At 63.1% G+C, this 24,549-nt stretch carries 28 protein-coding genes and 1 pseudogene; 26 read left to right on the forward strand and 3 right to left on the reverse strand.

The genetic code is table 11. The features are described from left to right. The first annotated feature begins 56 nt into the window (after positions 1-56). The 5 genes from D8W71_RS14955 (at position 57) to trmD (ending at position 2,971) form a co-directional block, all read left to right on the forward strand. On the forward strand, positions 57-854 hold the full coding sequence (locus tag D8W71_RS14955) for a CPBP family intramembrane glutamic endopeptidase (RefSeq protein WP_236077443.1): 798 nt from the start codon (positions 57-59) through the stop codon (positions 852-854). A gap of 169 nt (positions 855-1,023) precedes the next feature. Further along, positions 1,024-1,512 carry a 30S ribosomal protein S16 gene (rpsP, locus tag D8W71_RS14960; protein ID WP_121114354.1) on the forward strand — a complete coding sequence of 163 codons (489 nt, stop codon included), beginning with the start codon at positions 1,024-1,026 and terminating at the stop codon, positions 1,510-1,512. Beyond that, positions 1,509-1,751 (forward strand): RNA-binding protein, encoded by a 243-nt coding sequence (locus D8W71_RS14965; RefSeq protein WP_121114356.1) that lies wholly within the window; start codon positions 1,509-1,511, stop codon positions 1,749-1,751. Before rpsP ends, D8W71_RS14965 begins: the two co-directional genes overlap by 4 nt. Before the next feature lie 9 nt (positions 1,752-1,760). Continuing rightward, complete coding sequence (rimM, locus tag D8W71_RS14970; protein ID WP_121114358.1) at positions 1,761-2,288, forward strand: ribosome maturation factor RimM; 528 nt, start codon at positions 1,761-1,763, stop codon at positions 2,286-2,288. 2 nt (positions 2,289-2,290) lie between these two features. Continuing rightward, positions 2,291-2,971 (forward strand): tRNA (guanosine(37)-N1)-methyltransferase TrmD, encoded by a 681-nt coding sequence (gene trmD / locus D8W71_RS14975; RefSeq protein ID WP_121114360.1) that lies wholly within the window; start codon positions 2,291-2,293, stop codon positions 2,969-2,971. On the opposite strand, the gene D8W71_RS14980 is transcribed toward trmD, so the two are convergent. Next, a complete protein-coding gene (locus D8W71_RS14980) occupies positions 2,968-3,870 on the reverse strand; it encodes a class A beta-lactamase-related serine hydrolase (protein WP_236077444.1) in 903 nt (300 codons plus the stop codon). The genes trmD and D8W71_RS14980 overlap by 4 nt on opposite strands. A gap of 118 nt (positions 3,871-3,988) precedes the next feature. Between D8W71_RS14980 and D8W71_RS14985 the strand changes: the two genes are divergently transcribed. From D8W71_RS14985 to D8W71_RS15050, 15 genes and pseudogenes are all read left to right on the forward strand, one after another. Next, positions 3,989-6,337 (forward strand): Tex family protein, encoded by a 2,349-nt coding sequence (locus tag D8W71_RS14985; protein WP_201265084.1) that lies wholly within the window; start codon positions 3,989-3,991, stop codon positions 6,335-6,337. Between the two features lie 60 nt (positions 6,338-6,397). Then, positions 6,398-7,246: a hypothetical protein gene (locus D8W71_RS14990; protein WP_121114364.1), complete on the forward strand. Its 849-nt coding sequence runs from the start codon at positions 6,398-6,400 to the stop codon at positions 7,244-7,246. Between the two features lie 156 nt (positions 7,247-7,402). Next, on the forward strand, positions 7,403-7,744 hold the full coding sequence (gene rplS / locus D8W71_RS14995; RefSeq protein ID WP_121114366.1) for a 50S ribosomal protein L19: 342 nt from the start codon (positions 7,403-7,405) through the stop codon (positions 7,742-7,744). Positions 7,745-7,882: 138 nt separating this feature from the next. Continuing rightward, the gene (gene lepB / locus D8W71_RS15000; RefSeq protein WP_121114368.1) at positions 7,883-8,665 is read left to right on the forward strand and encodes a signal peptidase I; all 783 of its coding nucleotides are present in this window, start codon (positions 7,883-7,885) and stop codon (positions 8,663-8,665) included. Positions 8,666-8,680: 15 nt separating this feature from the next. Beyond that, positions 8,681-9,347, forward strand: a pseudogene (locus tag D8W71_RS15005) (ribonuclease HII); the annotation flags it as partial. Positions 9,348-9,511: 164 nt separating this feature from the next. Continuing rightward, complete coding sequence (locus tag D8W71_RS15010; RefSeq protein ID WP_019664254.1) at positions 9,512-9,817, forward strand: DUF2469 domain-containing protein; 306 nt, start codon at positions 9,512-9,514, stop codon at positions 9,815-9,817. 6 nt (positions 9,818-9,823) lie between these two features. Continuing rightward, entirely contained in the window at positions 9,824-9,982 is a 159-nt protein-coding gene (locus D8W71_RS27635) for a hypothetical protein (protein WP_201265085.1), read from the forward strand. Positions 9,983-10,183: 201 nt separating this feature from the next. Then, positions 10,184-10,522, forward strand: coding sequence for a histone-like nucleoid-structuring protein Lsr2 (locus D8W71_RS15015; RefSeq protein WP_121114372.1), 339 nt, complete (start codon positions 10,184-10,186; stop codon positions 10,520-10,522). Positions 10,523-10,842: 320 nt separating this feature from the next. After that, positions 10,843-11,202: a YraN family protein gene (locus D8W71_RS28000; protein WP_236077445.1), complete on the forward strand. Its 360-nt coding sequence runs from the start codon at positions 10,843-10,845 to the stop codon at positions 11,200-11,202. Beyond that, entirely contained in the window at positions 11,202-12,710 is a 1,509-nt protein-coding gene (locus D8W71_RS15025; RefSeq protein ID WP_121114376.1) for a YifB family Mg chelatase-like AAA ATPase, read from the forward strand. Before D8W71_RS28000 ends, D8W71_RS15025 begins: the two co-directional genes overlap by 1 nt. Continuing rightward, positions 12,707-13,831: a DNA-processing protein DprA gene (gene dprA / locus D8W71_RS15030; RefSeq protein ID WP_121114378.1), complete on the forward strand. Its 1,125-nt coding sequence runs from the start codon at positions 12,707-12,709 to the stop codon at positions 13,829-13,831. The genes D8W71_RS15025 and dprA overlap by 4 nt, the downstream gene beginning before the upstream one ends. Positions 13,832-13,887: 56 nt before the next feature. After that, entirely contained in the window at positions 13,888-14,532 is a 645-nt protein-coding gene (locus D8W71_RS15035; RefSeq protein WP_121114380.1) for a hypothetical protein, read from the forward strand. Positions 14,533-14,640: 108 nt separating this feature from the next. Continuing rightward, positions 14,641-15,423: a siderophore-interacting protein gene (locus D8W71_RS15040; protein WP_121114382.1), complete on the forward strand. Its 783-nt coding sequence runs from the start codon at positions 14,641-14,643 to the stop codon at positions 15,421-15,423. Positions 15,424-15,467: 44 nt separating this feature from the next. Further along, positions 15,468-16,394: a tyrosine recombinase XerC gene (locus tag D8W71_RS15045; RefSeq protein WP_121119255.1), complete on the forward strand. Its 927-nt coding sequence runs from the start codon at positions 15,468-15,470 to the stop codon at positions 16,392-16,394. A gap of 127 nt (positions 16,395-16,521) precedes the next feature. Next, on the forward strand, positions 16,522-17,838 hold the full coding sequence (locus D8W71_RS15050; RefSeq protein WP_236077446.1) for a MinD/ParA family ATP-binding protein: 1,317 nt from the start codon (positions 16,522-16,524) through the stop codon (positions 17,836-17,838). Between the two features lie 2 nt (positions 17,839-17,840). Here the strand turns inward: D8W71_RS15050 and D8W71_RS15055 are convergent, their stop codons facing one another. Then, the gene (locus D8W71_RS15055; protein ID WP_121114384.1) at positions 17,841-18,341 is read right to left on the reverse strand and encodes a M23 family metallopeptidase; all 501 of its coding nucleotides are present in this window, start codon (positions 18,339-18,341) and stop codon (positions 17,841-17,843) included. 335 nt (positions 18,342-18,676) lie between these two features. Here D8W71_RS15055 and rpsB point away from each other — a divergent pair, with 335 nt between their 5' ends. The 6 genes from rpsB (at position 18,677) to D8W71_RS15085 (ending at position 23,704) form a co-directional block, all read left to right on the forward strand. Then, complete coding sequence (gene rpsB, locus D8W71_RS15060) at positions 18,677-19,543, forward strand: 30S ribosomal protein S2 (RefSeq protein ID WP_121114386.1); 867 nt, start codon at positions 18,677-18,679, stop codon at positions 19,541-19,543. Between the two features lie 126 nt (positions 19,544-19,669). Next, positions 19,670-20,494, forward strand: a complete 825-nt coding sequence (gene tsf, locus D8W71_RS15065) for a translation elongation factor Ts (protein WP_121114388.1) — start codon at positions 19,670-19,672, stop codon at positions 20,492-20,494. A gap of 212 nt (positions 20,495-20,706) precedes the next feature. Next, positions 20,707-21,435, forward strand: coding sequence for a UMP kinase (gene pyrH / locus D8W71_RS15070; protein ID WP_121114390.1), 729 nt, complete (start codon positions 20,707-20,709; stop codon positions 21,433-21,435). 64 nt (positions 21,436-21,499) lie between these two features. Beyond that, complete coding sequence (gene frr / locus D8W71_RS15075) at positions 21,500-22,057, forward strand: ribosome recycling factor (protein WP_121119259.1); 558 nt, start codon at positions 21,500-21,502, stop codon at positions 22,055-22,057. Positions 22,058-22,085: 28 nt separating this feature from the next. Then, entirely contained in the window at positions 22,086-22,979 is an 894-nt protein-coding gene (locus tag D8W71_RS15080) for a phosphatidate cytidylyltransferase (RefSeq protein WP_442971974.1), read from the forward strand. Continuing rightward, positions 22,976-23,704 (forward strand): class I SAM-dependent methyltransferase, encoded by a 729-nt coding sequence (locus D8W71_RS15085; RefSeq protein ID WP_121114393.1) that lies wholly within the window; start codon positions 22,976-22,978, stop codon positions 23,702-23,704. The genes D8W71_RS15080 and D8W71_RS15085 overlap by 4 nt, the downstream gene beginning before the upstream one ends. Here D8W71_RS15085 and D8W71_RS15090 read toward each other — a convergent pair whose 3' ends face one another. Beyond that, positions 23,705-24,547, reverse strand: a complete 843-nt coding sequence (locus D8W71_RS15090) for an HpcH/HpaI aldolase/citrate lyase family protein (RefSeq protein ID WP_121114395.1) — start codon at positions 24,545-24,547, stop codon at positions 23,705-23,707. Positions 24,548-24,549 lie beyond the last annotated feature (2 nt).

Below are 24,549 nucleotides of genomic sequence, written 5' to 3' on the forward strand. Positions count from 1 at the left end.
TGGCCGAGGCCGATGGGGGCGACGGGCGACAGCCGAGCTGGTCCGGAATGGCGCCAATGAACGCAGTGCATCATTCGTCCGCGGGATTGTCGGACACGTATTGGCGGGCAGAGGTCGGGGCGACCCGTCGTCGGCGAGGTCAGAGATGGGGAATCCCGGCCGCTTCCGCCGTACTGCTGATCAACCTCGCCGGATTCCTTGCGCTGCCGTTCGTAGTGAACACTCGCGTCGCCGGGGTCTACGTCGTTGCGATCATGATTCCCAGCGTGGTTGCGATGGTCGTGTCCTTACTGGTCAGTCGGTATCGAGGTAACGGACCCGTCGTCGACTTCGGGTTTCCCACGACGGTCGCCGAGCTGGGAGGCCAGCTGAAAACGGGTTTTGCCTGGGGAGCCGCCGCTCTCGGAGGCGGAATCGTGCTGGCACTCGTGGTTCTGTCGCAGACCGACCTCGAGGACCAGGCGCCTCTCGCGGGCCTGTTCGACATCCCGTTGCCCTGGAAGATCGTGTTGGCACTGTGGATTTGGCTCGGTGCTCCGTTCTGCGAGGAAATCATGTTCCGAGGCATGGTGTGGGGCGCCCTCGAGCGGCGGAAGTGGGGCCTGCGGAATGGCCTGGGCGAGGTGGTGGCGCCGATGAAAGTCGCCTGGCTCGGCAACAAGTGGGTCGTGCTCGCCGTGACCGCAGTCCTGTTCGCTCTGTGGCACCGGGAGGGATGGCGGTTCGTGGTGCTCTTGTGGGGCGGCCTCGCCATCGGGATCGCTCGCATGAAGTCCGGTTCGGTGGCGTCGTCCGCGACCGCGCATTCGGTCAACAACACGCTGCCCGCATGTGCGATCTTGCTGGTCTCGTGACATCCGATTAACTCTGGATGTACATCGTCTGGCACAATGGGACGCTGTTCGCCCGTCCACCGGTTACGTACCGAACGGCGGTCACAACACCCATCAACGCAAAACCGGATGCGCAGTCCATGCGCATCGCCGAATTGCGCCGTGACCACTTCGAAAGGCTCCAATTTTCATGGCTGTCAAGATCAAGCTCATGCGTATCGGCAAGATCCGCACCCCGCACTACCGCGTCGTCATCGCGGACTCTCGTACGCGCCGCAACGGCCGCGCGATCGAGACCATCGGCAAGTACGAGCCCAAGCAGGACCCCAGCATCATCGACATCGACTCCGAGCGTGCGCAGTACTGGCTCGGAGTCGGCGCTCAGCCGACCGAGCCCGTCGAAGCACTGCTCAAGATCACCGGTGACTGGCAGAAGTACAAGGGCCTCCCGGGCGCGGAGGGCACCCTGCGTTTCGCAGAGCCCAAGCCGTCCAAGCTGGATATCTTCAACGCTGCGTTGGCTCAGGCCGACGCCGAGCCGCTCGGTGACGCCACCACGGCCAAGAAGAAGAAGGCCCCCAAGGCCGACGACGCGAAGTCCGACGACGCCGCGAAGTCCGATGACGCTGTTGCTACCGAGACGGCAGACGCGCCGGCCGCCGAGGCTGCTGAGAAGTGAGTGCCGTTGTCGCCGATGCTGTCGAACATCTCGTTCGCGGCATCGTCGCCAATCCTGACGCCGTTCGCGTCGAACTGATCACCGGACGCCGAGGACGCACCGTCGAGGTGCACGTCCACCCCGACGACCTGGGCAAGGTGATCGGCCGTGGTGGTCGTACGGCCACTGCTCTCCGGACCCTGGTGTCCGGTATCGGCGGGCGCGGTATCCGGGTCGACGTCGTCGACACCGATCAGTAGTACTGCGCGATGGAGCTTGTCATCGGCCGTGTCGCAAAGTCACACGGCATCAAGGGAGAAGTTGTCGTCGAGGTTCGCACCGACGCCCCCGAGGATCGCTTCTCCGTAGGAACCGCTCTGCACGGGCGCAAACCCCGTGCCAGCGTTGATACGACTCCATACGTGGTCGAAGCCGTCCGGGAACATTCCGGGCGGCTTCTGCTGCGACTGCACGGAATCGAAGACAAGACCGCTGCCGATCTTCTCCGCGGCACTCTGTTCGTCGTGGATTCGCAGGATCTCCCCCCGAGTGAGGATCCCGACGAGTTCTACGACCATGAACTCGAGGGTCTGTCGGTGCGGCTTCCCGATGGCACCGAGGTCGGGACCGTCCGCGAGGTTCTGCATTCCGCGGCAGGTGAGCTGCTGTCCATTCGGCCCGCCGACGGGTCTCGCGCCGAGATTTTGGTGCCGTTCGTCACCGCGATCGTTACATCGGTGAGCCTTGCCGACGGCATCGTCATCGATCCGCCCGAGGGCCTGCTGGATCCGGAGTAATCGTGAAAATCGACGTAGTGACGATTTTCCCCGAGTATCTGACGCCGCTCCGAACTGCACTGTTGGGTCGGGCGATCGACAAGGGCCTCGTGTCCGTCGGTGTGCACGACCTCCGAGACTGGACTCACGACGTTCACAAAGCTGTTGACGATTCGCCTTACGGGGGCGGGCCGGGAATGGTCATGAAGCCGACCGTGTGGGGGGATGCACTCGACGAGGTGCTCACGAACGAATCACTTCTCGTCGTTCCGACTCCCGCGGGTGTTCCTTTCACGCAGCGCACAGCGGAAAGATGGTCGCAGGAAACGCATCTGGTGTTCGCATGTGGTCGTTACGAAGGTATCGATCAACGGGTCTTCGACGACGCATCGACGCGAGTTCGTGTCGAAGAGGTGAGCATCGGCGATTACGTCCTGATCGGCGGCGAGGCGGCAGTTCTGGTCATGAGCGAGGCCGTCGTCCGTCTTCTGCCAGGCGTTCTCGGCAATCAGCTGTCCCATCAGGAGGATTCGTTTTCCGATGGACTGTTGGAGGGGCCGAGCTACACGCGACCGGTGAGTTGGCGCGGGCTCGACGTACCCGAGGTGTTGCGGTCGGGCGACCACGCGCGTATCGCGGCGTGGCGAAAGCAGCAATCGCTTGCCCGTACCTCCGAACGGCGACCGGATCTGTTGGCCGACTAGTCGATTCGTCCGTCCGGGAAGAGCATGGTCACGAAGCCGGTCAACGTATCGCGCGCATGTTGCGCGCTACTGTCGTCGGTCACGTCGACGACAGCAGTGTCCGGGTAGTGGTCCATGTCGTCCTCGTAGTGAATCTCCTCGTGTGAGGCCAACACCATCACGTAGCGGTTGTCGACGCCGATAGTTCCCGTGGAGAGGTGAATCCATCGGTCCGCGATACAACACATCCACCCTTGTTTGACCGCATACACGGGTTCGAGTGGAAGCGCATCGACGATGCCGAAGTGCTGGTGATATCCGTCCGTCGCGACGGGAGTCGATTCACGCAACAACCCGATCATCGTTGCTGTCGACGCAGGGGACAACCCGCCTGCTCTGTCGAGCAGCCTGGCGTAATACGCGACCAGGTCTGCAGCCGTTGTGGTTGTGTTCCACCACAGGCCGTCCCACGGAGGTTGTGTCGCGGTCAGCCCGTACCGCTGGGTGGTGCGGTCGATGATGTCGGTCCCGCCGTACTTGTACCACAGGGTGTTGGCCGCGCCGTCATCCGATGATCTCAACATCGTCGACATCGCCGCCATGTCGTCGTCTGCGACCGGAACCTGGGCTATTTCTGCGCCCCGCAAGACGTCATCTGCGATGAACAGCTTCGCGACCGAGGCGGTTTCGAACTGCTCGGTGTCGCCACTGGCGAAGTAGGCACCCGTGGTGCGGTCGAGGAGTGCGAAGTCGACGTCGGCGCCGCGGCCCAGCGCAGACTCGACGGCCTCGGGGATGCGTGAGTTGAGGTCGAGACCGTCCACCGTGTCGGTATCCGGGAACGGCGATTCGCTCGTTGTCTGCGTGTCCACGACAGAGGAGTCGTCGGGAACGGCACAGCCGGAGAAGAGGATGGCCACGGCTGCAAGGAGAGTTGCGCAAGATACAGCCAGGACTTGCATCGGCCTGGACATTTCGAGTACTCCCACACTGGTCCGTCGAACAACGTGTCCCACAGTAGCTGTAGGGTCGTGCGCCGTGACGAGTGCTCTGAAAACTGTGAACAAGCGCATAGCCGAAGAACTCGATGTTCGCGAGGGCCAAGTGGCCGCCGCGGTCGACCTCCTCGACGGTGGGTCGACGGTCCCCTTCATCGCCCGGTATCGCAAGGAAGTGACCGGAACCCTCGACGACGCGCAGCTGCGCTTGCTGGAGGAGCGCCTTCGCTACCTCCGTGAGCTCGACGAACGACGCGATGCGGTCATCGAATCGATCCGATCCCAGGGCAAATTGGACCCGGCGCTCGAACAGTCGTTGATGGTGGCCGAGACCAAGGCGCGTGTCGAGGACATCTATCTGCCGTTCAAGCCCAAGCGTCGGACCAAAGCTCAGATCGCCCGTGAGGCAGGGCACGAGCCCGTCGCGGACGCGCTGATCTCGGATCCGAACACCGATCCGACGAAGTACGACACCGAGCAACTCGACGGCGCGCGCGCAATCCTGGTCGAGCGGTTCGCCGAGGATCCCGATCTGGTCGGAGAACTTCGTGAGCTGATGTGGACGCGCGGAAAGTTGACCTCCACGGTACGCAAGGGAAAGGAGGACGAAGGCGCCAAGTTCGCCGACTACTTCGAGTTCTCCGAACCGTTCACCTCATTGCCGTCGCACAGGATTCTCGCTGCCTTTCGGGGTGAAAAAGAAGAAGTGCTCTCGCTCGGGCTCGAACCCGATCAGGAAGAGCCAGTTCCCGGCGTACCCACGGTGTACGAGGGACGAATCGCGACGAAGTTCGATATCGCCGACCGAGGCCGCGCTGCGGACCGTTGGTTGCTCGACACCGTCCGGTGGGCGTGGCGTACGAAGCTTCTCGTCACCATGGCCATCGATGTCCGCATGCGGCTCCGTCAATCCGCCGAGAAGGACGCTGTCGACGTATTCGCCTCCAACCTCAAGGACCTCCTCCTGGCCGCGCCTGCGGGCAACCGGGCGACGATGGGACTCGACCCGGGGTTCCGCACCGGCACCAAAGTTGCGGTAGTGGATTCGACGGGCAAGGTCGTCGACTACGACACGATCTACCCGCACAAGCCGCAGGGCAAATGGGACCATGCTTTGGCGACTCTGGCTGCGCTCGCAGCCAAGCATTCGGTTCAGCTCATCGCGATCGGGAACGGCACTGCCTCCCGCGAGACCGACTCGTTGGCAGCCGAGCTCATCGCCAAGTACCCGGCGGCTGGGTTGACCAAGATCGTCGTCTCGGAAGCGGGCGCATCGGTCTACTCGGCGTCGGCGTACGCATCGAGCGAGCTGCCGGAATTGGACGTGTCCATCCGTGGTGCCGTGTCCATCGCCCGCCGACTCCAGGATCCGCTGGCAGAGCTGGTGAAGATCGATCCGAAGTCGATCGGCGTCGGTCAGTACCAGCACGACATCTCCGAGTCGCTGCTCGCTCGATCCCTCGGGGCCGTGGTCGAGGATGCGGTGAACGCGGTGGGCGTCGACGTCAACACCGCCTCCGTTCCACTCCTGTCCAGGGTGTCCGGCATCGCAGGGTCCCTCGCCGAGAGCATCGTGGCCCACCGCGACCAGCACGGGCCGTTCGTCACACGCAGCAAGCTCAAGGACGTGGCGCGGCTGGGGCCCAAGGCTTTCGAGCAATGTGCAGGGTTCCTTCGCATCTCGGGCGGAGACGACCCGCTCGACCGCTCGAGCGTTCACCCCGAGGCCTACCCGGTGGTGCGCCGAATCGTGGACTCCGCAGGAGTCGGGGTACGCGAGGTGATCGGCAACGGTTCATTGCTGCGTACCCTCGATCCTCGGCAGTTCGCCGACGACCGGTTCGGAATCCCAACCGTCACCGACATCATCTCGGAGTTGGAAAAGCCCGGTCGAGATCCACGACCGGAATTCAAGACCGCCACGTTCGCCGCTGGTATCGAGAAGGTCACCGATCTGAAGCCGGGTATGACACTCGAGGGCGTTGTCACCAATGTGGCGGCCTTCGGTGCGTTCGTCGATGTCGGCGTACACCAGGACGGGCTCGTCCATGTCTCGGCCATGTCGCACAACTTCGTCAAGGACCCACGCGAGGTGGTCAAGTCCGGCGACGTCGTCAAGGTCAAGGTCATGGAGGTCGACATCCCACGCCAGCGCATAGGACTCAGCCTCCGCCTGGACGACGAGCCAGGCGCGGCAGCCAAGGACAAGCCGCGCAGCGCATCCGGGGGAGGGCCGCGCGGCGATGGACGACGAGCGGGCGGGCAGGATCGTCAGCAGGGCCACAAGGGTGACAACCGCGGCGGTAGCGGCGGCGGTGGTCGTCAGGCGAGCACACCAGCAGGCGGGTCGATGGCCGACGCGCTCCGAAAGGCAGGGTTCGGGAAGTAAGCTTCGTACCTTCGACTCTCGTGGAGCGGTGGGTGTCGACGGACTGAGGAGGGTGCAGGCGTGAGGTGGTTCGATCACGAGATCATCGCGCACGGACGCCTGCCTCTTCTGTGTTTTCTGCTCGGCTTCCTGTCCGGATTTCTCTTGATCCGGGTGAGCGTCAGGTTGATTCGCGCACAGGTGAAATGGTGGCCTGGCAACATCACCCCCGGTGGCCAACACATTCACCACGTCGTGTTCGGAATCGTGTTGATGCTGGTGTCCGGCATCTCGCTGATTGCTGTGTTCGAAGACGGCACCCGGGAGACCGGCGCGGTGCTCGCTGCTCTGTTCGGTATCGGTGCCGCACTGGTGCTCGACGAGTTCGCGTTGATCTTCTATCTCAAGGATGTCTATTGGTCGGAGCAGGGACGGACGTCGGTCGACGCCGTGTTCGTCGCGGTAGCCGGGACCGGTCTGCTCCTCCTCGGCTTCCACCCGCTCGAGTTACTCGACGTAACCGACATCAGACGCGACCCCGACCCGCTCGTTCGAGCCGGTTTCGTGACGCTGGCGTTCGTTCATCTCGGCCTGTGCGCCGTCGTACTGCTGAAAGGCAAGATCTGGACCGGTCTGATCGGGCTGTTCTTCGTCCCGATCCTGCTTCTCGGGTCGCTTCGACTGAGCAGGCCGGGCGCGCCGTGGGCACGGTGGCGCTATACGACGAGGCCGAAGAAGATGGAGCGCGCGTTGAGGCGCGAACGAACGATCAGAAGGCCGGCGATCAGGGCGAAGATCTATGTACAGGATCTGGTCGCGGGCAAGCCGAACCTGGACCATGTCGTCTCCGCGACAGAGGAGGAATTGGACAGGACAGTTCAGGCCGCTCCGAGACCGTTGGACGGGGCGCAGGTAAACGTGATTTCGTGACCGGGCGACTGGTCTGGCACAATAGGCGGGTTGCCTGTACCAGGCACACACCTAATCGGAGTACGAACCAGTCGAGTTCCGCGGGATCAGTTCCAAGCCACGCGACCCCGCTCGGTTCCTCTGCTCGTGCGAAGAACGCAAGGATGGACCGAACCGATGAACACTCTGGACTTCTTGGACAAGCAGTCGCTGCGCAGCGACATTCCTGATTTCCGCCCCGGCGACACGCTCAACGTGCACGTCAAGGTTATCGAAGGCTCGAAAGAGCGCGTGCAGATCTTCAAGGGCGTCGTCATTCGCCGCCAGGGTGGTGGCGTCCGCGAGACGTTCACCGTTCGTAAGGTTTCGTTCGGCGTCGGTGTCGAGCGCACCTTCCCCGTGCACAGCCCCAACATTGCCCAGGTCGAGGTCTTGACCCGCGGCGACGTTCGGCGCGCGAAGCTCTACTACCTCCGTGATCTCCGTGGCAAGGCTGCGAAGATCAAGGAAAAGCGCTGAAAGTAGCTCCGAAGCGAGCGACTTCGAAGGAGCGCCGCACCGACCGTCACGGTCGGGGCGGCGCTTTTTTGTGCTCTCGGACGCAGGTGATGTGGTGCGCTGTCGTGACCACACGGCGAGTGCGGCTAATCTGGTCCAGTGTCAGATGCCTCGCAGGATCCTGGACCTCGGCCCGACTCGCACAGCGAGGACTCGAAGAGCACACGCAGTCAGAAGAAGCCACGCTCGTTCTGGCGCGAACTGCCGATTCTCATACTGGTGGCACTCGTTCTCAGCTTTCTCTTGCAGACGTTCATCGCGCGCGTCTACTTGATCCCGTCCGAGTCGATGGAACCTACGCTCCACGGATGCGCGGGGTGCACCGGTGACCGCATTGTGGTGGAGAAGATCGGCTACCGATTCGGCGATCCGAAGCCAGGCGACGTCATCGTCTTTCGTGGTCCCGACTCGTGGAACAGCGAGTTCGTTTCCACGAGATCGTCGAATTCGATCATCAGGGGCGCAGAGGAAGTGGGTTCGCTCATCGGGATCGTTGCCCCCGACGAAAACGACCTGGTGAAGCGCGTCATTGCGACCGGGGGGCAAACCGTCGAGTGCTGCGACGATCAGGGGCGAGTGCTGGTCGACGGTAAGCCGCTCGACGAACCGTACATCCAGATGGACTTTCCGTTCACCCCCGATGTGCTCACGTGCGACACCGAACTGAAGTCCGGACGTTGTTTCTCCGCAGTCACCGTCCCCGAGGGCAACGTGTGGGTGATGGGTGACAACCGGAGCAATTCGGCCGACTCGCGTTTTCACGTCTCGGACGAACTCATGGGCACCGTGCCGATCGACAATGTCATCGGCAAAGCATTTCTCATTGCGCTGCCGCCATCGCGCTTCGGAACGCTCGACTCGCCGGACATTCAGGGGCAGTGAGCAAGAGAAGCAACAATGGCTAGAGCGAGCACAAGCAGGTCACGTGGGCGTCCCTCATGGCCGCCACGACCCGTCATCCGCAGATCCTCGGGTCTGCGGACGATGGAGGCCGCGCTCGATCGAAGTGGTTTGGGTCCGGTCGCCGGCGTCGACGAAGCAGGCAGAGGTGCGTGCGCAGGCCCGCTGACGGTCGCCGCCTGCATCCTCGGTCCCAAGCCGTACGCGTCGTTGGCGGACCTGAACGACTCCAAGAAATTGTCCGAGAAGCGCCGCGAAGAGCTGTACCCGAAGATCGAACGGCTCGCACTTGCGTGGAGCGTGGTCTTCATCGAGGCCGAGGAAATCGATCGCATCGGCGTACACGTCGCAAACATCGAGGGGATGCGCCGTGCCGTCGCTGGACTCGGGGTTGGTCCCGGGTACGTGCTGACGGACGGATTTCGAGTCCCTGGCCTCCCGGCGCCGTCACTCCCGGTGATCGGTGGTGACGCGACGGCCGCGTGCATCGCCGCGGCGAGCATTCTGGCCAAGGTGGCGAGGGACCGCGTCATGGTTGAGATGGACGGTCGCCTTCCCGGCTACGGCTTCGCGGTACACAAGGGCTACAGCACCAGGGCGCACGCCGCGGCGTTGGTGGAACTCGGGCCGTGCGAAGAGCATCGAATGTCGTATGCGAACGTCTCGGCAGCCAGGAAGAGTATTCGGCCGACGGATGGCAATCGCAGCGACGCGCAGGATGCGGTGGCGTCGGTGCTGGGCCGAATGGACTACGACGATCGACGTGCGCGATGATTGAAGTTCACGCCGTAGCGCCGAGCGATCAGAGATAAGGATGAGAAAAAGCCGATGAGTGCCGAGGATCTCGAAAAGTACGAAACCGAGATGGAGCTCTCGTTGTACCGGGAGTACCGCGACATCGTCGGCCAATTCAACTACGTCGTGGAGACCGAACGGCGATTTTATCTCGCGAACTCCGTCGAACTGATTCCGCACAATGCCGACGGTGAAATCTATTTCGAGCTACGAATGTCGGACGCATGGGTGTGGGACATGTACCGACCGGCCCGTTTCGTCAAGCACGTCAGGGTGATCACCTTCAAGGACGTCAACATCGAGGAACTCGAGAAGCCCGACCTCAGGTTGCCCGAGTAGCGCGTCGTGTCTCCGACCCTGTGGCTGCTGTTGATTGCATCGGTGCTGTACGTCTTCGGACGGAGGCGGTCGCGCCGAAACCTGGTGATGTGTGCGCAGCTGCTCGGCGCAGCGGCCGTGGTGCTGGTTCTGGGTCAGGTGCTGTGGTCGATCGTGGGGGAATGATTCTGCTGCCCGTCGAAATTGGCACCTGTAACGACTTGGGTTGCAGCGCTTTTCGAATTCATGATGTTCCAGTCGTGTGCGCGTTCGGAGAAACCACTGCCTTAAAGTGAGCTGTGAATTTGCTATTTCTTTGTACTCACCTCTTATCGGTGGTAGAAACACTTTAATCAGCATATTCCCTTCACTGTTAGAGGTTCGGACATGGCGCGCAAGACTCTCGTCCAAATGATCGATGATGTCGACGGTTCCGTCATCAAAGAAGGTCAGGGGGAGACCATCGAATTCGGAATCGGCGGCAACCAGTACCGGATCGACCTGAATCTGAAGCACGCGAACGAATTGCACGAGCAACTCGCGTTTTGGATCGAACACGCCGAAAAAGTGTCGGCTAAGCGTGGGCGCAAGGCATCCGTCGGCCAGGCGCGTGGCAAGGCTGATTTGCAGGATGTCCGTACGTGGGCCCGCGAGAACGGCCACGATGTCAGCGCCCGAGGCCGTATCAGCCAGGACGTGCAGGCCGCGTACGAGGCTGCTCACTAGATTTCGGTAGTAGTTTCGTCGGCTCAGCCCCGACATGGATGGTTTCGCGACCTGATTTCCATGTCGGGGCTTTGTCGTTCTCCCATGCGTGTCGTTCTCCCGTGCGTGTCGTTCTTCCATTCGTGTTGTTGTTCTATGCATACGGGTCCGACATTGCCGGTCTCGGAGTGCGCGATATTCGCTGGGTTCTCCACAGGGTCGGTCTTTGTCCCCAGGGCAAATCTCGACCAGGGATTACGCCGGGGGACGGCTGTTCGTGTGGTGCATCGTCGTTCTCGGGTTCGGCAGTCGACGAACCGGCGAGCACAGGGGGAACTGGCGTGGCGAATTCGAGATCGGAGTTGGGAGCGCGGGGAGAGGCTCTCGCTACGGTGCATCTGGTCGAGCGTGGGATGGAGGTGCTCGATCGGAATTGGCGGTGCAGGTACGGCGAACTGGACATCGTCGCGCGTGATGGCGAGGTGGTCGTCTTCGTCGAAGTGAAGACCCGCTCCGGTGTCGGATACGGGACCCCGGCGGAGTCGGTGACTCCCGTCAAGCAGGTGCGTATCAGGAAACTCGCCCTGGCGTGGCTCGATGCGCGCGCGAGTCCATGGGTGAGAATGCGATTCGATGTGGTCGCAGTCATGATGCCCAGAGATGGTGACCCGGTGATCAGTCACCTTCCCGGTGTCTTCTGATGGCGTTGGGGCGCGCCTTCTCCGTCGCGGTGAGCGGCGTCGACGGTCAGGTTGTCGAAATCGAAGCCGACATCGGTCGGGGTCTTCCCGGCACTCATCTGGTGGGATTGCCCGACACGGCCTTGAACGAGTCACGTGATCGGGTGAAAGCAGCGGTGACCAACTCGGGTGGTCGCTGGCCCGACTCTCGGGTGATACTCGCACTGTCGCCGGCGACGTTGCCCAAGATGGGGTCCGTCTACGACTTGGCTCTTGCGTTGTCGGTTTTGGACGCGGACAAGCAGATTCCTCGTCGCTCGCTGGAGCGGACGGTGTTTCTCGGTGAGTTGGCGCTCGACGGGCGCCTTCGCGGGGTACGCGGCGTTCTACCCGGGGTGCTGGCGGTGAAGCGGGCTGGGTGGCGCCGAGTCGTTGTGCCGTTGGCTGCGTTGGCGGAGGCAGGGTTGGTCGACGGAATCGAAGTGCTCGGCGCCGTGTCGCTGTCGGAGGTGGTGTCGTGGCTGCGGGGCGAGGGTGCGCTCGATCATCCTGTGCCATCGGTGTTGGTCGACGATGCGGTGTATCCCGACATGAGTGAGGTGGTTGGGCAGTCGGAGGCGCGGTGGGCCTTGGAAGTCGCGGCAGCCGGGGCGCATCACATCATGTTGACCGGTCCGCCGGGCATCGGTAAGACGATGCTGGCGCAGCGGCTTCCGGGAATACTGCCGCCGCTCACGGACGAGGAATCGTTGGAGGTGACGGCGATTCATTCGGTCGCAGGGATGTTGACGGGGGATCGGCCGCTGATCTCGTCGCCGCCCTTCATCGCTCCGCACCACTCGACGACGGTGAGTGCGTTGGTCGGCGGCGGTACGGGAATGGCCAAACCGGGTGCCGTCAGCCGGGCGCACCGGGGAGTGTTGTTCCTCGACGAATGTGCGGAGATGGGGGTCAAAGCACTCGAAGCGTTGCGAACCCCTCTGGAAGACGGGGAGATTCGGATTGCACGCCGAGACGGTGTCGCGCGGTATCCCGCACGGTTTCAGCTGATCTTGGCCGCCAATCCGTGCCCGTGCGCACCTGCCAGGAACGCCGACTGCGTCTGTGCGCCCACCGTCAGAAGAAAGTATTTGGGGAAGTTGTCGGGACCGCTGCTGGACCGAGTCGACATACGAATAGCGATGCAGACCGTCGCGACCGGAGCGTTGGCCGACGAGGTGGGGGAGACGACCCGGGAGGTGAGGGCTCGGGTGACGGGTGCACGTGATGCGGCCGCGGAACGGTGGCGTGATTTCGGGTGGCGAACCAACGCCGAGGTTCCCGGACCGGCTCTTCGACAGAAGTTCAGGTTGGGCAACGACGCGTTGCGCCCGCTCGAGCGATCGCTGCGGAACGGGTCGCTGACCGCACGTGGTGCGGACCGGGCACTGCGGGTGTCGTGGACACTCGCCGATCTCGCAGGTGGGGACGTGCCGGGGCTGGAGGAAGTCGGAGCAGCTCTGGACTTCCGCGACAGGGGGCTGATGTGAACGTCCACGATCCACGTCGACTTGCATGGGCGTACCTCTCACGCGTTGCGCAAGGTCCGCATCGGCCTTTGGCCGAGTTCGCTGCTCAGGCGGGCCCGGAGGAAGCGCGCGCGGCTGTGATCGGCGGCATTCTGGGAGAACGGCTCCAGGTCAGATCCCACATCGACACGGCTGCTTCGGATTTGGACATGGTCCGTGCGCTCGGGGGACGGCTGGTGACGCCCGACGACGAGGAATGGCCGATGTGGCGGATGCTCGCGTTCGACGGAGCCGGAATGCCGGCCGGTGTAGATTCCTGTGCGCCCTGCGCGTTGTGGGTACTCGGCCGCACACCGATCACCGATCTCGTGGAGAGAGCGGTGTCGGTCGTCGGCACACGCGCGGCGAGTGCATACGGCGAACACGTGACCGCGGAAATAGCTGGGGATCTGGCAGTGGATGGCTGGACGATCGTGTCGGGGGCGGCCTTCGGCATCGACGCAGCTGCCCACCGGGCGGCCCTCGGAGTGTCGGGTAAGACGGTCGCGGTCCTTGCATGCGGCGTCGATCGCGCCTACCCGTCCGGCCACGCCAGACTGCTGCAGCGAATTGCCGACAGCGGTGCGGTCGTCAGTGAATACGGACCCGGCACAACACCTGCGAAGCATCGGTTTCTGGCGCGCAATCGTGTGGTTGCCGCATTCGGTTCCGCTGTCGTCGTAGTCGAGGCCGGATGGAGGAGCGGAGCACGAAACACCGCGGCCTGGGCGCACAAGCTCGGCAGGCCAGTCCTGGCGGTACCCGGGCCGGTAACTTCGGCATCGTCGAAGGGTTGCCACCGAATGATCAGAGAGGGTGAAGCCCGTCTCGTCGCAGACGCACACGATGTGGTCGCGGAGGCAGGTCCCTCGGGTGAGGTCGGCGAGGGTCGGCCGTCGATGTTCCGCGACATCGACGCACTCTCCGACAACGCCTTGCTTGTCTACGAGGCCCTACCCGCAACCGGCACACGATCACCTCGGGAGCTTTCCGAACTGTCATCGCTGCCGTTGACCAAGGTGCGTTCGGTGCTCCCACTGCTCGAACTCGAAGGGTTCGTGGCCAGCGACGAAACGGGCTGGTTTCGTGTGGTGAGATCGTGAGCCGGATACGATGGAAAGCGGACAACCCGCGCTGACATCGAATTCCGGGAGCCCGGTTGGCAGAAGATGAAGGTCCGCAGGCTGGTGCAGCCGGCCGCGCTGCACACCTGACCACATGGTTCACCCTCGTGATCTCGGTGGCGGCCATTGTCTCGGCGTCCGTTGTGGGCGTGATCACGAACAGCCGGGCAAACGACACCGCCATCGCGACTGCACGAATCAATGCCGAAAACTACGACCGGAATCAAACTCGCTCGTTTCTTCGCGTGCAGCGTCAAGACGCGTATTCCAGGTTCGATACCGCCGCACAGCGCGTGTTCCTCACCCAGAAGGACCATCTCGACACGTTCCGAGCGGATGGTGACGCAGCGGCTCGTGGCTCGGCGTCGGATGCCGCACATGACGCTCTGGTCGCGTACTACTCCGTGGTTCCACAGGTCGAGATGTTGGCTTCGCCGGAAATGTACGACTTCCTGCACGCCCTCGAGTCGTCGTTGCGGGACTATCTCTCGATGGTTGCCGACACGATCGCCTCGCTCGAAGCGAATCCTGGGCAGAACGTCGACGACGTTCTGTCTGTCGTTCGGCGGGAGCGCTACCCTGACTCGGCTATCGATCCGAACGACAGTGAGCCGGGGTATGTCTCGAGCGACTTCTTGGATATCGCTCGCCGGGACATGGGTAACACGGACGGGTTTTGAGTGGAGCTTGCACGCCACGACAGTCGGGATGCACGTAACCTGATTAGGTAACACTTACTAGGTGAGAAGATATTCACCGTCGTGACAGCTCGGAAAGGCTGAACTTTCGTGGCACGAAGCACAACAACGCTGACCGTCCTCCGAACCGAGGAACTGACGCCGCACATGCAACGGGTGTACCTCGGAGGTTCGGGGTTCGAGGACTTCGAACCCGCTGGGTACACCGATTCGTACGTGAAGCTGATTTTCGGTTCCGGTGACGATGAGATCAAACGAACGTACACGGTCCGATCCGTCGATTCCGCAGCTCGAGAAATCGCCATCGACTTCGTCGTTCATGGAGACGAGGGGGTCGCCGGACCGTGGGCTGCACGCGTCGAGCCGGGCGAGGAGATCAGTATGTACGGGCCTTCGGGTGCCTACTCTCCGCGACCGGATGCGGACTGGCACCTGTTCGCCGGTGACGAGTCTGCTATCCCGGCCATCGCCGCAGCAGTCGAGTCGCTCCCCGAGGACGCGATTGCCAAGGTCTTCATCGAGGTCGCCGACCGCAAGGACGAGATCTACCTCGAGACGCTCGCCGTAGTCGATGTCACATGGATTCACCGCGGTGCAACCTCCAACGAGGTCGGCGACGACAAATCGGGTGACCACGCGCCACTGATCGAGGCTGTACGCAGCACGGAATGGCTCCCTGGCCAAGCCCAGGTGTTCATCCACGGAGAAGCCCAGGCTGTGATGCACAACCTCCGCGGCTACGTGCGAAAGGAACGCGGCGTCTCTGCGGAATGGGCATCTATCTCTGGTTATTGGCGTAAAGGCAGGACCGAAGAGACCTTCCGTGCGTGGAAGCGCGAACTCGCCGAGGCCGAGTCGGGCGCAGACGTCTGACTGGTGGGGTTGCGGTCGCGTCCGCCGGAGACAAGGCTGATTCGATGGTCGACCCTCTGCCGCCGACACTCAGGGTGCATCTGGAGGAGTACGCCGAGCATCTGACTCTCGGTCGTGCTCGCTCGCCGCACACTGTTCGTGCCTATCTGCGTGACGCGGAGTCGCTTCTCGTTCATCTGGTGGAAACCGATTCCTGGACCGGCGTGGACTCGCTCGATCTGCGAGTGCTCCGATCCTGGCTCGCGGAACAGGCTCGACGGGGCTCTGCTCGGACGTCGATGGCCCGCCGTGCATCGTCTGCAAAGGCGTTCACGGCGTGGCTGCAGCGAAGTGGGCGGATCGATCATGATCCGGCGTTGCGGCTCGCGGCGCCGCGTGCGGCGCGGGCTCTACCGTCGGTTCTCAAACAGAGCCAGGCCGCAGACGCCATGTCGGCCGCGGAACTGGGTTCGAGGGAGCTGGATCCGATCGCGCTGCGGGACCGGTCGATCGTCGAACTGCTGTATGCGACGGGCATCCGAGTGAGCGAACTGTGTGGTCTCGATCTGGGCGACGTCGACACCGCTCGGCGGCTCGTACGCGTCGTAGGTAAGGGAGACAAGGAGAGGTCGGCGCCCTACGGCGTTCCCGCCGCGACCTCCCTGGAAGTCTGGATCGAACGCGGTCGACCTGAGTTCGTGGCAGAACGTTCCGGGTCCGCCCTGTTCCTGGGACGCCGAGGCGGGCGGCTCGACCCTCGGCAGGCTCGTACCGCGGTACACGATGTCCTCGCTGCCGTCCCCGGCGCTCCTGACTTGGGTCCGCACGGATTGAGACACTCAGCTGCCACGCACCTACTCGAGGGAGGCGCGGACCTTCGGGTTGTACAGGAACTTCTCGGCCATTCGTCGTTGGCAACGACACAGATCTACACGCACGTATCTGTCGACAGGTTGCGCGCAGTCCACGACCGGGCGCATCCACGAGCGTGACCCGTGTTACGTGCTGATTCTCCCGTGTTTGGTAGCGTCGTAGGCAAACAGACCGCACGCGAAGTATTCTCGGCTGGAATAGTAGTGAAGTCGACAACCATCGCCAGAATCCGGATACGGGGGCACCGTGGATCGCGAGCAAACGCACGGCACGTCGGCCGCGTGGTCGATCCGTGCGCAGCCCAGCTCGAGTGGCCCGCGGCGCCCGAGCAGTACGCCAGTGGAACCGGTGAAGAATGCAGGTCGGCCATCATTTCCCCCGTCCGGCGCGTCCATGAACGGTGAGCGTCAAGCGCCGCCGTGGCAGACGCCTCGGGGCGCGGATCGTCAATCTCCGCCGCGCTACACCCCACCTGCTGAGCCCGCGACGTCGAGACCGAACCAGGAGTGGACCCCGCCGTGGTCCACCGGTCAGGGTCAGCCCCCGGTTCAGTACCAACCGGATCAGGGTCAGGCCCCACAAGGCGCCGGTCAATCGGACCCTCGGTACCAGCCGACAAGTCAGGACCTCGCCCCCGACAGTCTGCTCAGTCGTCCGAAACGTGCGTCGACCTCGGGATGGCGGCGTGGAGTACACCGACTCACGGGTGGCGTGATCAATCCCGGCGAATCGACAGCCGAAGAGCGCTACCGAAATCAGGTCGAGAGAATCCGTCAACCCGTCCTGGGGGACTACCGGATCGCCTTTCTGTCGCTCAAGGGCGGAGTTGGAAAGACGACCACCACACTGGGGCTCGGGTCGACGTTCGCGTCGCTTCGCGGCGACTGCGTCATTGCAGTCGATGCCAACCCCGACTTCGGGACGCTCGGCGAGCGTGTACCCAATCAGACCTCGTCGACTGTCCGGGACCTGTTGGCGGATGCGGACAACATTCGCCGCTACTCCGATATCCGGGCGCATACGTCGCAGGCTCCGAGTCGACTCGAAGTTCTTGCAGGAGAACGTGATCCGGCAGCGTCGGAAATGTTCGGCGAGCAGGACTATCGCTCGGTCATCGAAATGCTGCAGGTGTACTACAACCTCATCCTGACGGATTGCGGTACCGGCATCATGCATTCGGCGATGAACGGCGTGCTGCAGTTGGCGAACGCTTTGGTGTTGGTGTCATCGCCCGCCGTCGACGGAGCTCGTAGCGCGGCTGCCACCCTCGACTGGCTGCAGTTGCACGGTTACGGCCACCTCGTCGAACGAACGGTGGTTGTCATCAGTTCGGTGCGTCCCGGTTCGTCGGCTGTCGACATGAATCTGCTTACGCAGCATTTTCTGGAACGATGCCGCGCAGTGCTCGTAGTGCCGTTCGACGAGCATCTCGCCGAAGGAGCGATCGTCGATCTTCAACTGCTCCGACCACAGACCAGGGCGGCGTTCGTCGAACTGGCCGCTATGGTCGCCGACGATTTTCCCGCCGCTTCGGGTCGCCACTCCGGGCCGAGCTGGCGATAGCATCAGAGCCCCGAACCGAGCGGCTTGAGTCGGACGGGTGTGGTGCGAACGAGCGCCAGGGGGTCGAGGTACTCGCGGCCGCGGCGCACACCCCAATGGAGGCATGTCCCGTCGCATCCGGAGTGTCCGCCCGCGAGCACGCCGAGTGCGTCGCCCGTACGTACGCGTTCGCCTTCGACGACGCTCGCTGCGACGGGTTCGTATGTCGTTCGGAGACCGTTCGGATGCTCGACCGACACAACCGGTTTTCCTGCTACGACGCCGGCGAACGCAACAATTCCATCGCCGGCGGCACGCACTGTTTGATCGTTGCGGCCCGCAAGGTCGACGCCGCGGTGCCCGGGTAACCAATCGTGTTCGGGTGGGGCGAAGGCAGTGACGACCTGGGGTCTCGGATCGAGCGGCCACCCGAAGTTGCTCGGCCGGGCGGCTGCAGTCGGGGCACTCGGAAGTACTGCTGCCAGAAGAACGGCTGTCCCCATAACAAGGCCGCGAAGTGTCATGGTCACAGCGTTCCTGCGAGCGCCGGAAATTTCGGTGTGCGCGACCGATCTGTGGAGTAACAGATTTTTCATCCACAGGCGGTGGCCGGCCTTGACGGCGCGAGGCGGTTATGTAAAGGAGCGCGGAGGTCGTACACTGTCGGAGCGACCTGTGCCTGCATAGGTCGACTTCGCGCGTCCGCGTAACGAAGCGATCATTTCACGATGACACGCAACGTGACCGGTTAGCCGGCGGTCCGTCTCCTTTCGGAGTCGGTCCGGCAGCCAGCGGGCGCCAGGGCAGGGGTCACACGACACCCTGCGTCAACCGGCAATCGAAAGAGAGTTATTCAGCCATGGCTGTAGTAACCATGAAGCAGCTGCTCGACAGCGGCACACACTTCGGACACCAGACCCGTCGCTGGAACCCGAAGATGAAGCGATTCATCTTCACCGACCGCAACGGCATCTACATCATCGACTTGCAGCAGACTCTGACCTTCATCGACAAGGCCTACGAGTTCGTCAAGGAGACCGTTGCGCACGGCGGAACGGTTCTGTTCGTCGGCACCAAGAAGCAGGCACAGGAGTCCATCGCCGCTGAAGCAACTCGCGTGGGTATGCCCTACGTGAACCAGCGCTGGCTCGGTGGCATGCTCACCAACTTCCAGACGGTCCACAAGCGCCTTCTCCGCCTCAAAGAGCTCGAGGCAATGGAGCAGACCGGTGGCTTCGAGGGTCGCACCAAGAAGGAAATCCTCATGCTCACGCGTGAGATGACCAAGCTCGACCGCACCCTCGGTGGTATCCGCGACATGGCCAAGGTCCCCTCGGCCATCTGGATCGTCGACACCAACAAGGAGCACATCGCCGTCGGCGAGGCTCGCAAGCTGAAGATCCCGGTCATCGCGATCCTCGACACCAACTGCGATCCCGACGTGGTCGACTACCCGATCCCGGGTAACGACGACGCCATCCGCTCCGCTGCTCTGCTGACCAAGGTCGTCGCGTCGGCAGTTGCCGAGGGTGTCCAGGCTCGCGCTGGACTCAACACGTCCACCGACGCCAAGCCCGAGGTCGGGGCAGGCGAACCTCTCGCAGAGTGGGAGCTCGAGCAGCTCGCGCAGGCTTCCCCCGCGGCCGAGGCCACGCAGGAAGCCGCTGCAGAGGCTCCTGCCGCCGAAGAAGCGCCGGCCGCAGAAGCACCAGCAACGCAGGCTTGATTTCAGGGGGTCCCGACCGGAAAAGAGAATCCATCCGGTCGGGACCTTTCTGCGGTACCGATCTTCCACACGCATTGCCCACCACAGCATCTGCTCTCAAACAGCATTCGAGGAGGCTCGCTCACCATGGCGAACTACACCGCCGCTGACGTAAAGCGGCTCCGCGAGCTCACCGGCTCCGGAATGATGGACTGCAAGAACGCACTGGCAGAGTCCGACGGCGATTTCGACAAGGCCGTCGAGCAGCTCCGCATCAAGGGTGCCAAGGACGTCGGCAAGCGCGCCGAGCGGTCCACGGCCGAGGGCCTCGTCGTCGCCAAGGGAGGCGTTCTCGTCGAGATCAACTCCGAAACCGACTTCGTTGCCAAGAACGAAGAGTTCCAGAACTTCGCAGCATCGGTTGCGGCCGTCGCCGCCGAGGGCAAGCCTGCCGATGTCGACGCGCTCAAGGCGCTCGACTTGGACGGAAAGACCGTCGATACCGCACTTCAGGAGCTCTCGGCCAAGATCGGCGAGAAGCTGGAGATTCGTCGTGTCGTGTCTTTCGACGGCCCTGTCGCCACCTACCTCCACAAGCGCAGCGCGGATCTTCCGCCCGCGGTCGGCGTTCTCGTCGAGTACACCGGTGAGGGCGAAGCTGCAGCTGAGGCTGCTCGTGCCGCAGCGATGCAGGTCGCTGCGCTCAAGGCGAAGTACGTCACCCGCGACGAGGTTCCCGAGGAGGTCGTCGCATCCGAGCGTCGCATCGCCGAGGAGACCGCACGCGAAGAAGGCAAGCCCGAGCAGGCTTTGCCGAAGATCATCGAAGGTCGCGTCAACGGATTCTTCAAGGACGTCGTCCTGACCGAGCAGTCGTCGGTGCAGGATTCGAAGAAGTCCGTCAAGGCAATTCTCGACGAGGCCGGCGTGACGCTCACTCGTTTTGCGCGGTTCGAGGTCGGCGCAAGCTGATCCACGCATAGTCGCTACGCACTACGCGGATGCCGCCCGCCCGACATCGAAGTCGGGCGGGCGGCATTGTCGTACCCGTCCGAAGATGGACAGAAGACGTGTCGCGGGCGGTGTCGTCCGCCCCGGCATCGATAAGGCAGGATGAGGGTAAGGGGTGCTCAGCGCGCCCCGTCAACCGTGCGCATTCGAGACGGCGAGAACCGAGGAGAGCAATGACCGATCCCGCCACCGACCGCTCCGGATTCAAGAGAGTGATGCTCAAGTTGGGTGGTGAGATGTTCGGAGGCGGCCAGGTCGGTCTCGACCCGGATGTCGTCAACAACGTCGCCGAGCAGATCGCCGAGGTTGTTTCCACCGGTGTCCAGGTAGCAGTGGTCATCGGCGGGGGGAACTTCTTCCGCGGAGCAGAGCTTCAGCAGCGTGGAATGGACCGCTCGCGGTCCGACTACATGGGAATGCTGGGTACGGTGATGAACTGCCTGGCGCTGCAGGACTTCCTGGAGAAACAGGGAGTAGCGACGCGCGTCCAGACGGCGATCACCATGGGCCAGGTAGCCGAACCGTATCTCCCGTTGCGCGCCCGCCGACACCTCGAGAAGGGTCGTGTCGTCATCTTCGGTGCTGGCATGGGAATGCCGTATTTCTCCACCGACACCACCGCAGCTCAGCGGGCACTGGAGATCGGAGCCGAGGTCCTGCTGATGGCGAAGGCGGTGGACGGTGTCTATTCTGCCGATCCCCGCCTCGATCCGAGCGCGACCATGTACGACACGATCACCCACCGCCAGGTGATCGAAAAGGGGCTCAAGGTCGCCGACGCGACCGCGTTCAGCCTATGTATGGACAATCAGATGCCGATCATGGTGTTCAACCTGTTGACACAGGGGAACATTGCCCGCGCTGTCGCGGGTGAACGCATCGGAACCCTGGTCCAGTCGTGAGCGACGGGCCGCACGAACTTTGGACACGCCGGGGCCATCCGGCAAGGACGATGGAGGACAGATCGTGATCGACGAAGCGCTCTTCGACGCCGAGGAAAAAATGGAGAAGGCGGTTACCGTCGCTCGCGACGATCTGTCGTCCATTCGAACCGGTCGCGCGAACCCTGGAATGTTCAACCGCATCGTCGTCGAGTACTACGGCGCGCTGACGCCGATCACCCAGCTGGCGAGTATCAACGTCCCCGAGGCGCGCCTTGTGGTGATCAAGCCCTACGAGCAGGCTCAGCTGGGCCCGATCGAGACGGCGATCCGTAACTCCGATCTCGGAGTCAACCCGACGAACGACGGCAACCTGATTCGTATCGGTGTACCGCAGTTGACGGAAGAGCGCAGGCGCGAGTTCGTCAAGCAGGCCAAGGGCAAGGGCGAGGACGCCAAGGTGTCCATCCGCAACGTGCGTCGCAAGACGATGGAAGAGCTCAAACGAATTCAGAAGGACGGCGAGGCCGGCGAGGACGAGGTCGTGCGTGCCGAGAACGAGCTCGACAAGACGACGTCGAAGTACACGGCTGCGATCGACGAGCTGGTCAAGCGCAAGGAAGCTGATTTGATGGAGGTCTGATCCTCCGCGTCTGTAACCGAAGATGAACATGAAACAAGGAGAAGGCGTCGTGGCGGGTACGGAACGACCATTGGGGTCAGCCGCGCCCGACCCGTCGAAATCCGCAGGCAAAGCAGGGCGCAACCTCCCCGCTGCTATTGCTGTAGGTGGCGCGCTCGGTGTCTCGCTCATCCTGGTCATGGTGTTCGCGCCGTTGGTGTGGATCGGTGTCGTCGCAGCCGCGTTGGCGGTGGCGACGTACGAGGTGTCCAAGCGCCTGCGCGAGTCCGCAGTGCTGGTTCCTCGAATTCCACTGATCGTCGGTGGGCAGGCCATCATCTGGTCGGCGTGGCCGTGGGGAACCACGGGAGTTCTGAGTGCCACGGCGGGCACCGTTCTCGTCTGCATGGTCTGGCTGCTCCTGCAGCAGGGGCTCGGCGCAGCACCCAAGAATTACTTGAGGGAGCTGGCCGTCACGATCCTGGTCGCGTGCTGGCTTCCGCTGCTTGCGTCGTTCGCGGTGTTGATGGTTCTTCAGGAGAACGGCGCCGGTCGCGTTCTGGTCTTCCTCATCGGAGTCGTGTGTTCGGACGTCGGTGGTTACGTAGCCGGTGTTCTGTTCGGCAAGCACCCGATGGCACCCGCGATCAGCCCGAAGAAGTCCTGGGAAGGTCTCGCTGGATCGTTGTTGTTCTGCGTAATCGGGTGTCTGCTGACGGTCACACTGATCTTGAATGCCAACTCGATGATCGGCGTGCTTCTCGGTGTCGTTCTCGTCGTCACCGGAACTCTGGGCGACCTCATCGAGTCGCAAGTGAAGCGCGATCTACGAATCAAGGATATGGGCACCCTGCTTCCCGGACACGGCGGCATCATGGATCGTCTCGACTCGCTGTTGCCGTCGGCGTTCGTTGCCTGGTTGGTCTTCGCAGTTCTCTTGTGAGTCCGCCCGAGAACAGAGCCCCACACTCGATCCCCAGTCCGAACATCTGGAATTGGCCTCGGGTGTACGAGGCGGAGAACCGAGCGCAGGACGTCGATGGGCGCATCGTGGCGGTACTGCGGAGGGTCGCGCCGTGGGACGGCGGAACGGTCGTCGACGTCGGATGTGGGACCGGGTTCCACCTCCCGCTGTTCGCCTCGACCGCGAAGCACGTCATCGGAGTCGAGCCATACGAACCGCTGGTAATCGCTGCGAAGCGTCGGACAGCGGATCTCGGCAATGTGAGTCTCGCTGTCGGGCACGCCGAATCCTTACCCCTGCCGGCCGAGTCGGCCGATGTGATTCATGCGCGAACCGCGTACTTCTTCGGCGTGGGCTCCGGTCCGGGAATCGCCGAGGCGATGCGAGTGCTGCGACCGGGAGGCACGTTGGTTGTTGTCGACCTCGATGTGTCCGCGTCGCCCTACGGGGATTGGATGCGCAGCGATCTGCCCAAGTACAACTGTGAGGCCGTCGAAGCGTTCTTCTGGGCGCAAGGATTCGAGATGGAGCGGGTAGACACGGTGTGGCGGTTTCCCGATCGTCCGACGCTACGCAAGGTTCTCGGCATCGAGTTCACCGAACGCACGGCGGCCAGGGCTGCCAAAAGCATCCCTGGCCTGGAAATCGATGTGCGCTATCGAGTCCATTGGCGACGAAAGCCGCTGGGACTCGAGCGAGCGTGATCAGTGAGCTGCGTGAACTCCGAAGATTTCGGCGGCTTCGCGAATCTTGAGTGCTTTGGCCAGACGCGGCAGGTCACTGCCGTCCTTCACGCGTGCACCGTCGGCTCCGAGGGCGTCGACTACCTCGTCCGCCCAGGTGACATCTCCCGAGGAGGGCGCGAGCTCGCGGTTGACGGTGGGGGCTTGCTCAGCGTGCATACACAATTTGCCCGTCATGCCCATGGACACTGTCAATGCGGAGTCGCGGGCAAGGATGCTCTCGTTCGCGGTGAGCGTCGGTCCGTCGATGGGCCCGGGCAGCCGCGCAGCGCGAGAGGACACGACCAGTCGTGAACGCGGGTAAGCCATGGCGAGTGGTTCATCGCTCATTCCGGTGTCTCGGCGAAAGTCGCCGCTGCCGAACGCAAGTCGGAAGGTCGACTCTGCACGTGCGATTTCGGGAGCTGCTTCTAGGCCTACTGCAGACTCGACCAGAGCGAGGATACGTGTGCCCGGATCGAGCCGAGCTGCGGTTGCCTCGACCTGACTTCCGCTTTCGGTCTTCGCCAGCATGACGCCGACGAGCCCCTTCAGTCCGGACAGGGCTGCAAGATCGTCGGCCCAGAAGGTCGTGGTTGCATCGTTGATTCGGACCCACGCAGCGTTGCCGGCCTCCAACCAGGACACGACCGCGTCGCGGGCAGCAGGCTTAGCGCTGGGTGCGACGGCGTCCTCGATGTCGAGGATAACGGCGTCGACATCGGATTCGATGGCGGCGGTGAATGTTTCCGGCTTCGTCGCGGGCACCAGCAGCCACGATCGCGCGCGCTCGGGTGCAACTCCAGATGTCACTGGGGTCTCCATGA

It is taken from the genome of Rhodococcus sp. P1Y, from assembly GCF_003641205.1.
GTDB lineage: Bacteria > Actinomycetota > Actinomycetes > Mycobacteriales > Mycobacteriaceae > Rhodococcoides.

Excerpts from the sequence above, each read along its gene's own strand:
- D8W71_RS14955 (WP_236077443.1), top strand. The coding sequence starts at position 57 with ATGAACGCAGTGCATCATTCGTCCGCGGGATTGTCGGACACGTATTGG.
- rpsP (WP_121114354.1), top strand. The coding sequence starts at position 1,024 with ATGGCTGTCAAGATCAAGCTCATGCGTATCGGCAAGATCCGCACCCCG.
- rimM (WP_121114358.1), top strand. The coding sequence starts at position 1,761 with ATGGAGCTTGTCATCGGCCGTGTCGCAAAGTCACACGGCATCAAGGGA.
- rplS (WP_121114366.1), top strand. The coding sequence starts at position 7,403 with ATGAACACTCTGGACTTCTTGGACAAGCAGTCGCTGCGCAGCGACATT.
- D8W71_RS15010 (WP_019664254.1), top strand. The coding sequence starts at position 9,512 with ATGAGTGCCGAGGATCTCGAAAAGTACGAAACCGAGATGGAGCTCTCG.
- D8W71_RS15015 (WP_121114372.1), top strand. The coding sequence starts at position 10,184 with ATGGCGCGCAAGACTCTCGTCCAAATGATCGATGATGTCGACGGTTCC.
- D8W71_RS15025 (WP_121114376.1), top strand. The coding sequence starts at position 11,202 with ATGGCGTTGGGGCGCGCCTTCTCCGTCGCGGTGAGCGGCGTCGACGGT.
- D8W71_RS15045 (WP_121119255.1), top strand. The coding sequence starts at position 15,468 with ATGGTCGACCCTCTGCCGCCGACACTCAGGGTGCATCTGGAGGAGTAC.
- D8W71_RS15055 (WP_121114384.1), bottom strand. The coding sequence starts at position 18,341 with ATGACACTTCGCGGCCTTGTTATGGGGACAGCCGTTCTTCTGGCAGCA.
- rpsB (WP_121114386.1), top strand. The coding sequence starts at position 18,677 with ATGGCTGTAGTAACCATGAAGCAGCTGCTCGACAGCGGCACACACTTC.
- tsf (WP_121114388.1), top strand. The coding sequence starts at position 19,670 with ATGGCGAACTACACCGCCGCTGACGTAAAGCGGCTCCGCGAGCTCACC.
- pyrH (WP_121114390.1), top strand. The coding sequence starts at position 20,707 with ATGACCGATCCCGCCACCGACCGCTCCGGATTCAAGAGAGTGATGCTC.
- D8W71_RS15080 (WP_442971974.1), top strand. The coding sequence starts at position 22,086 with ATGAAACAAGGAGAAGGCGTCGTGGCGGGTACGGAACGACCATTGGGG.
- D8W71_RS15090 (WP_121114395.1), bottom strand. The coding sequence starts at position 24,547 with ATGGAGACCCCAGTGACATCTGGAGTTGCACCCGAGCGCGCGCGATCG.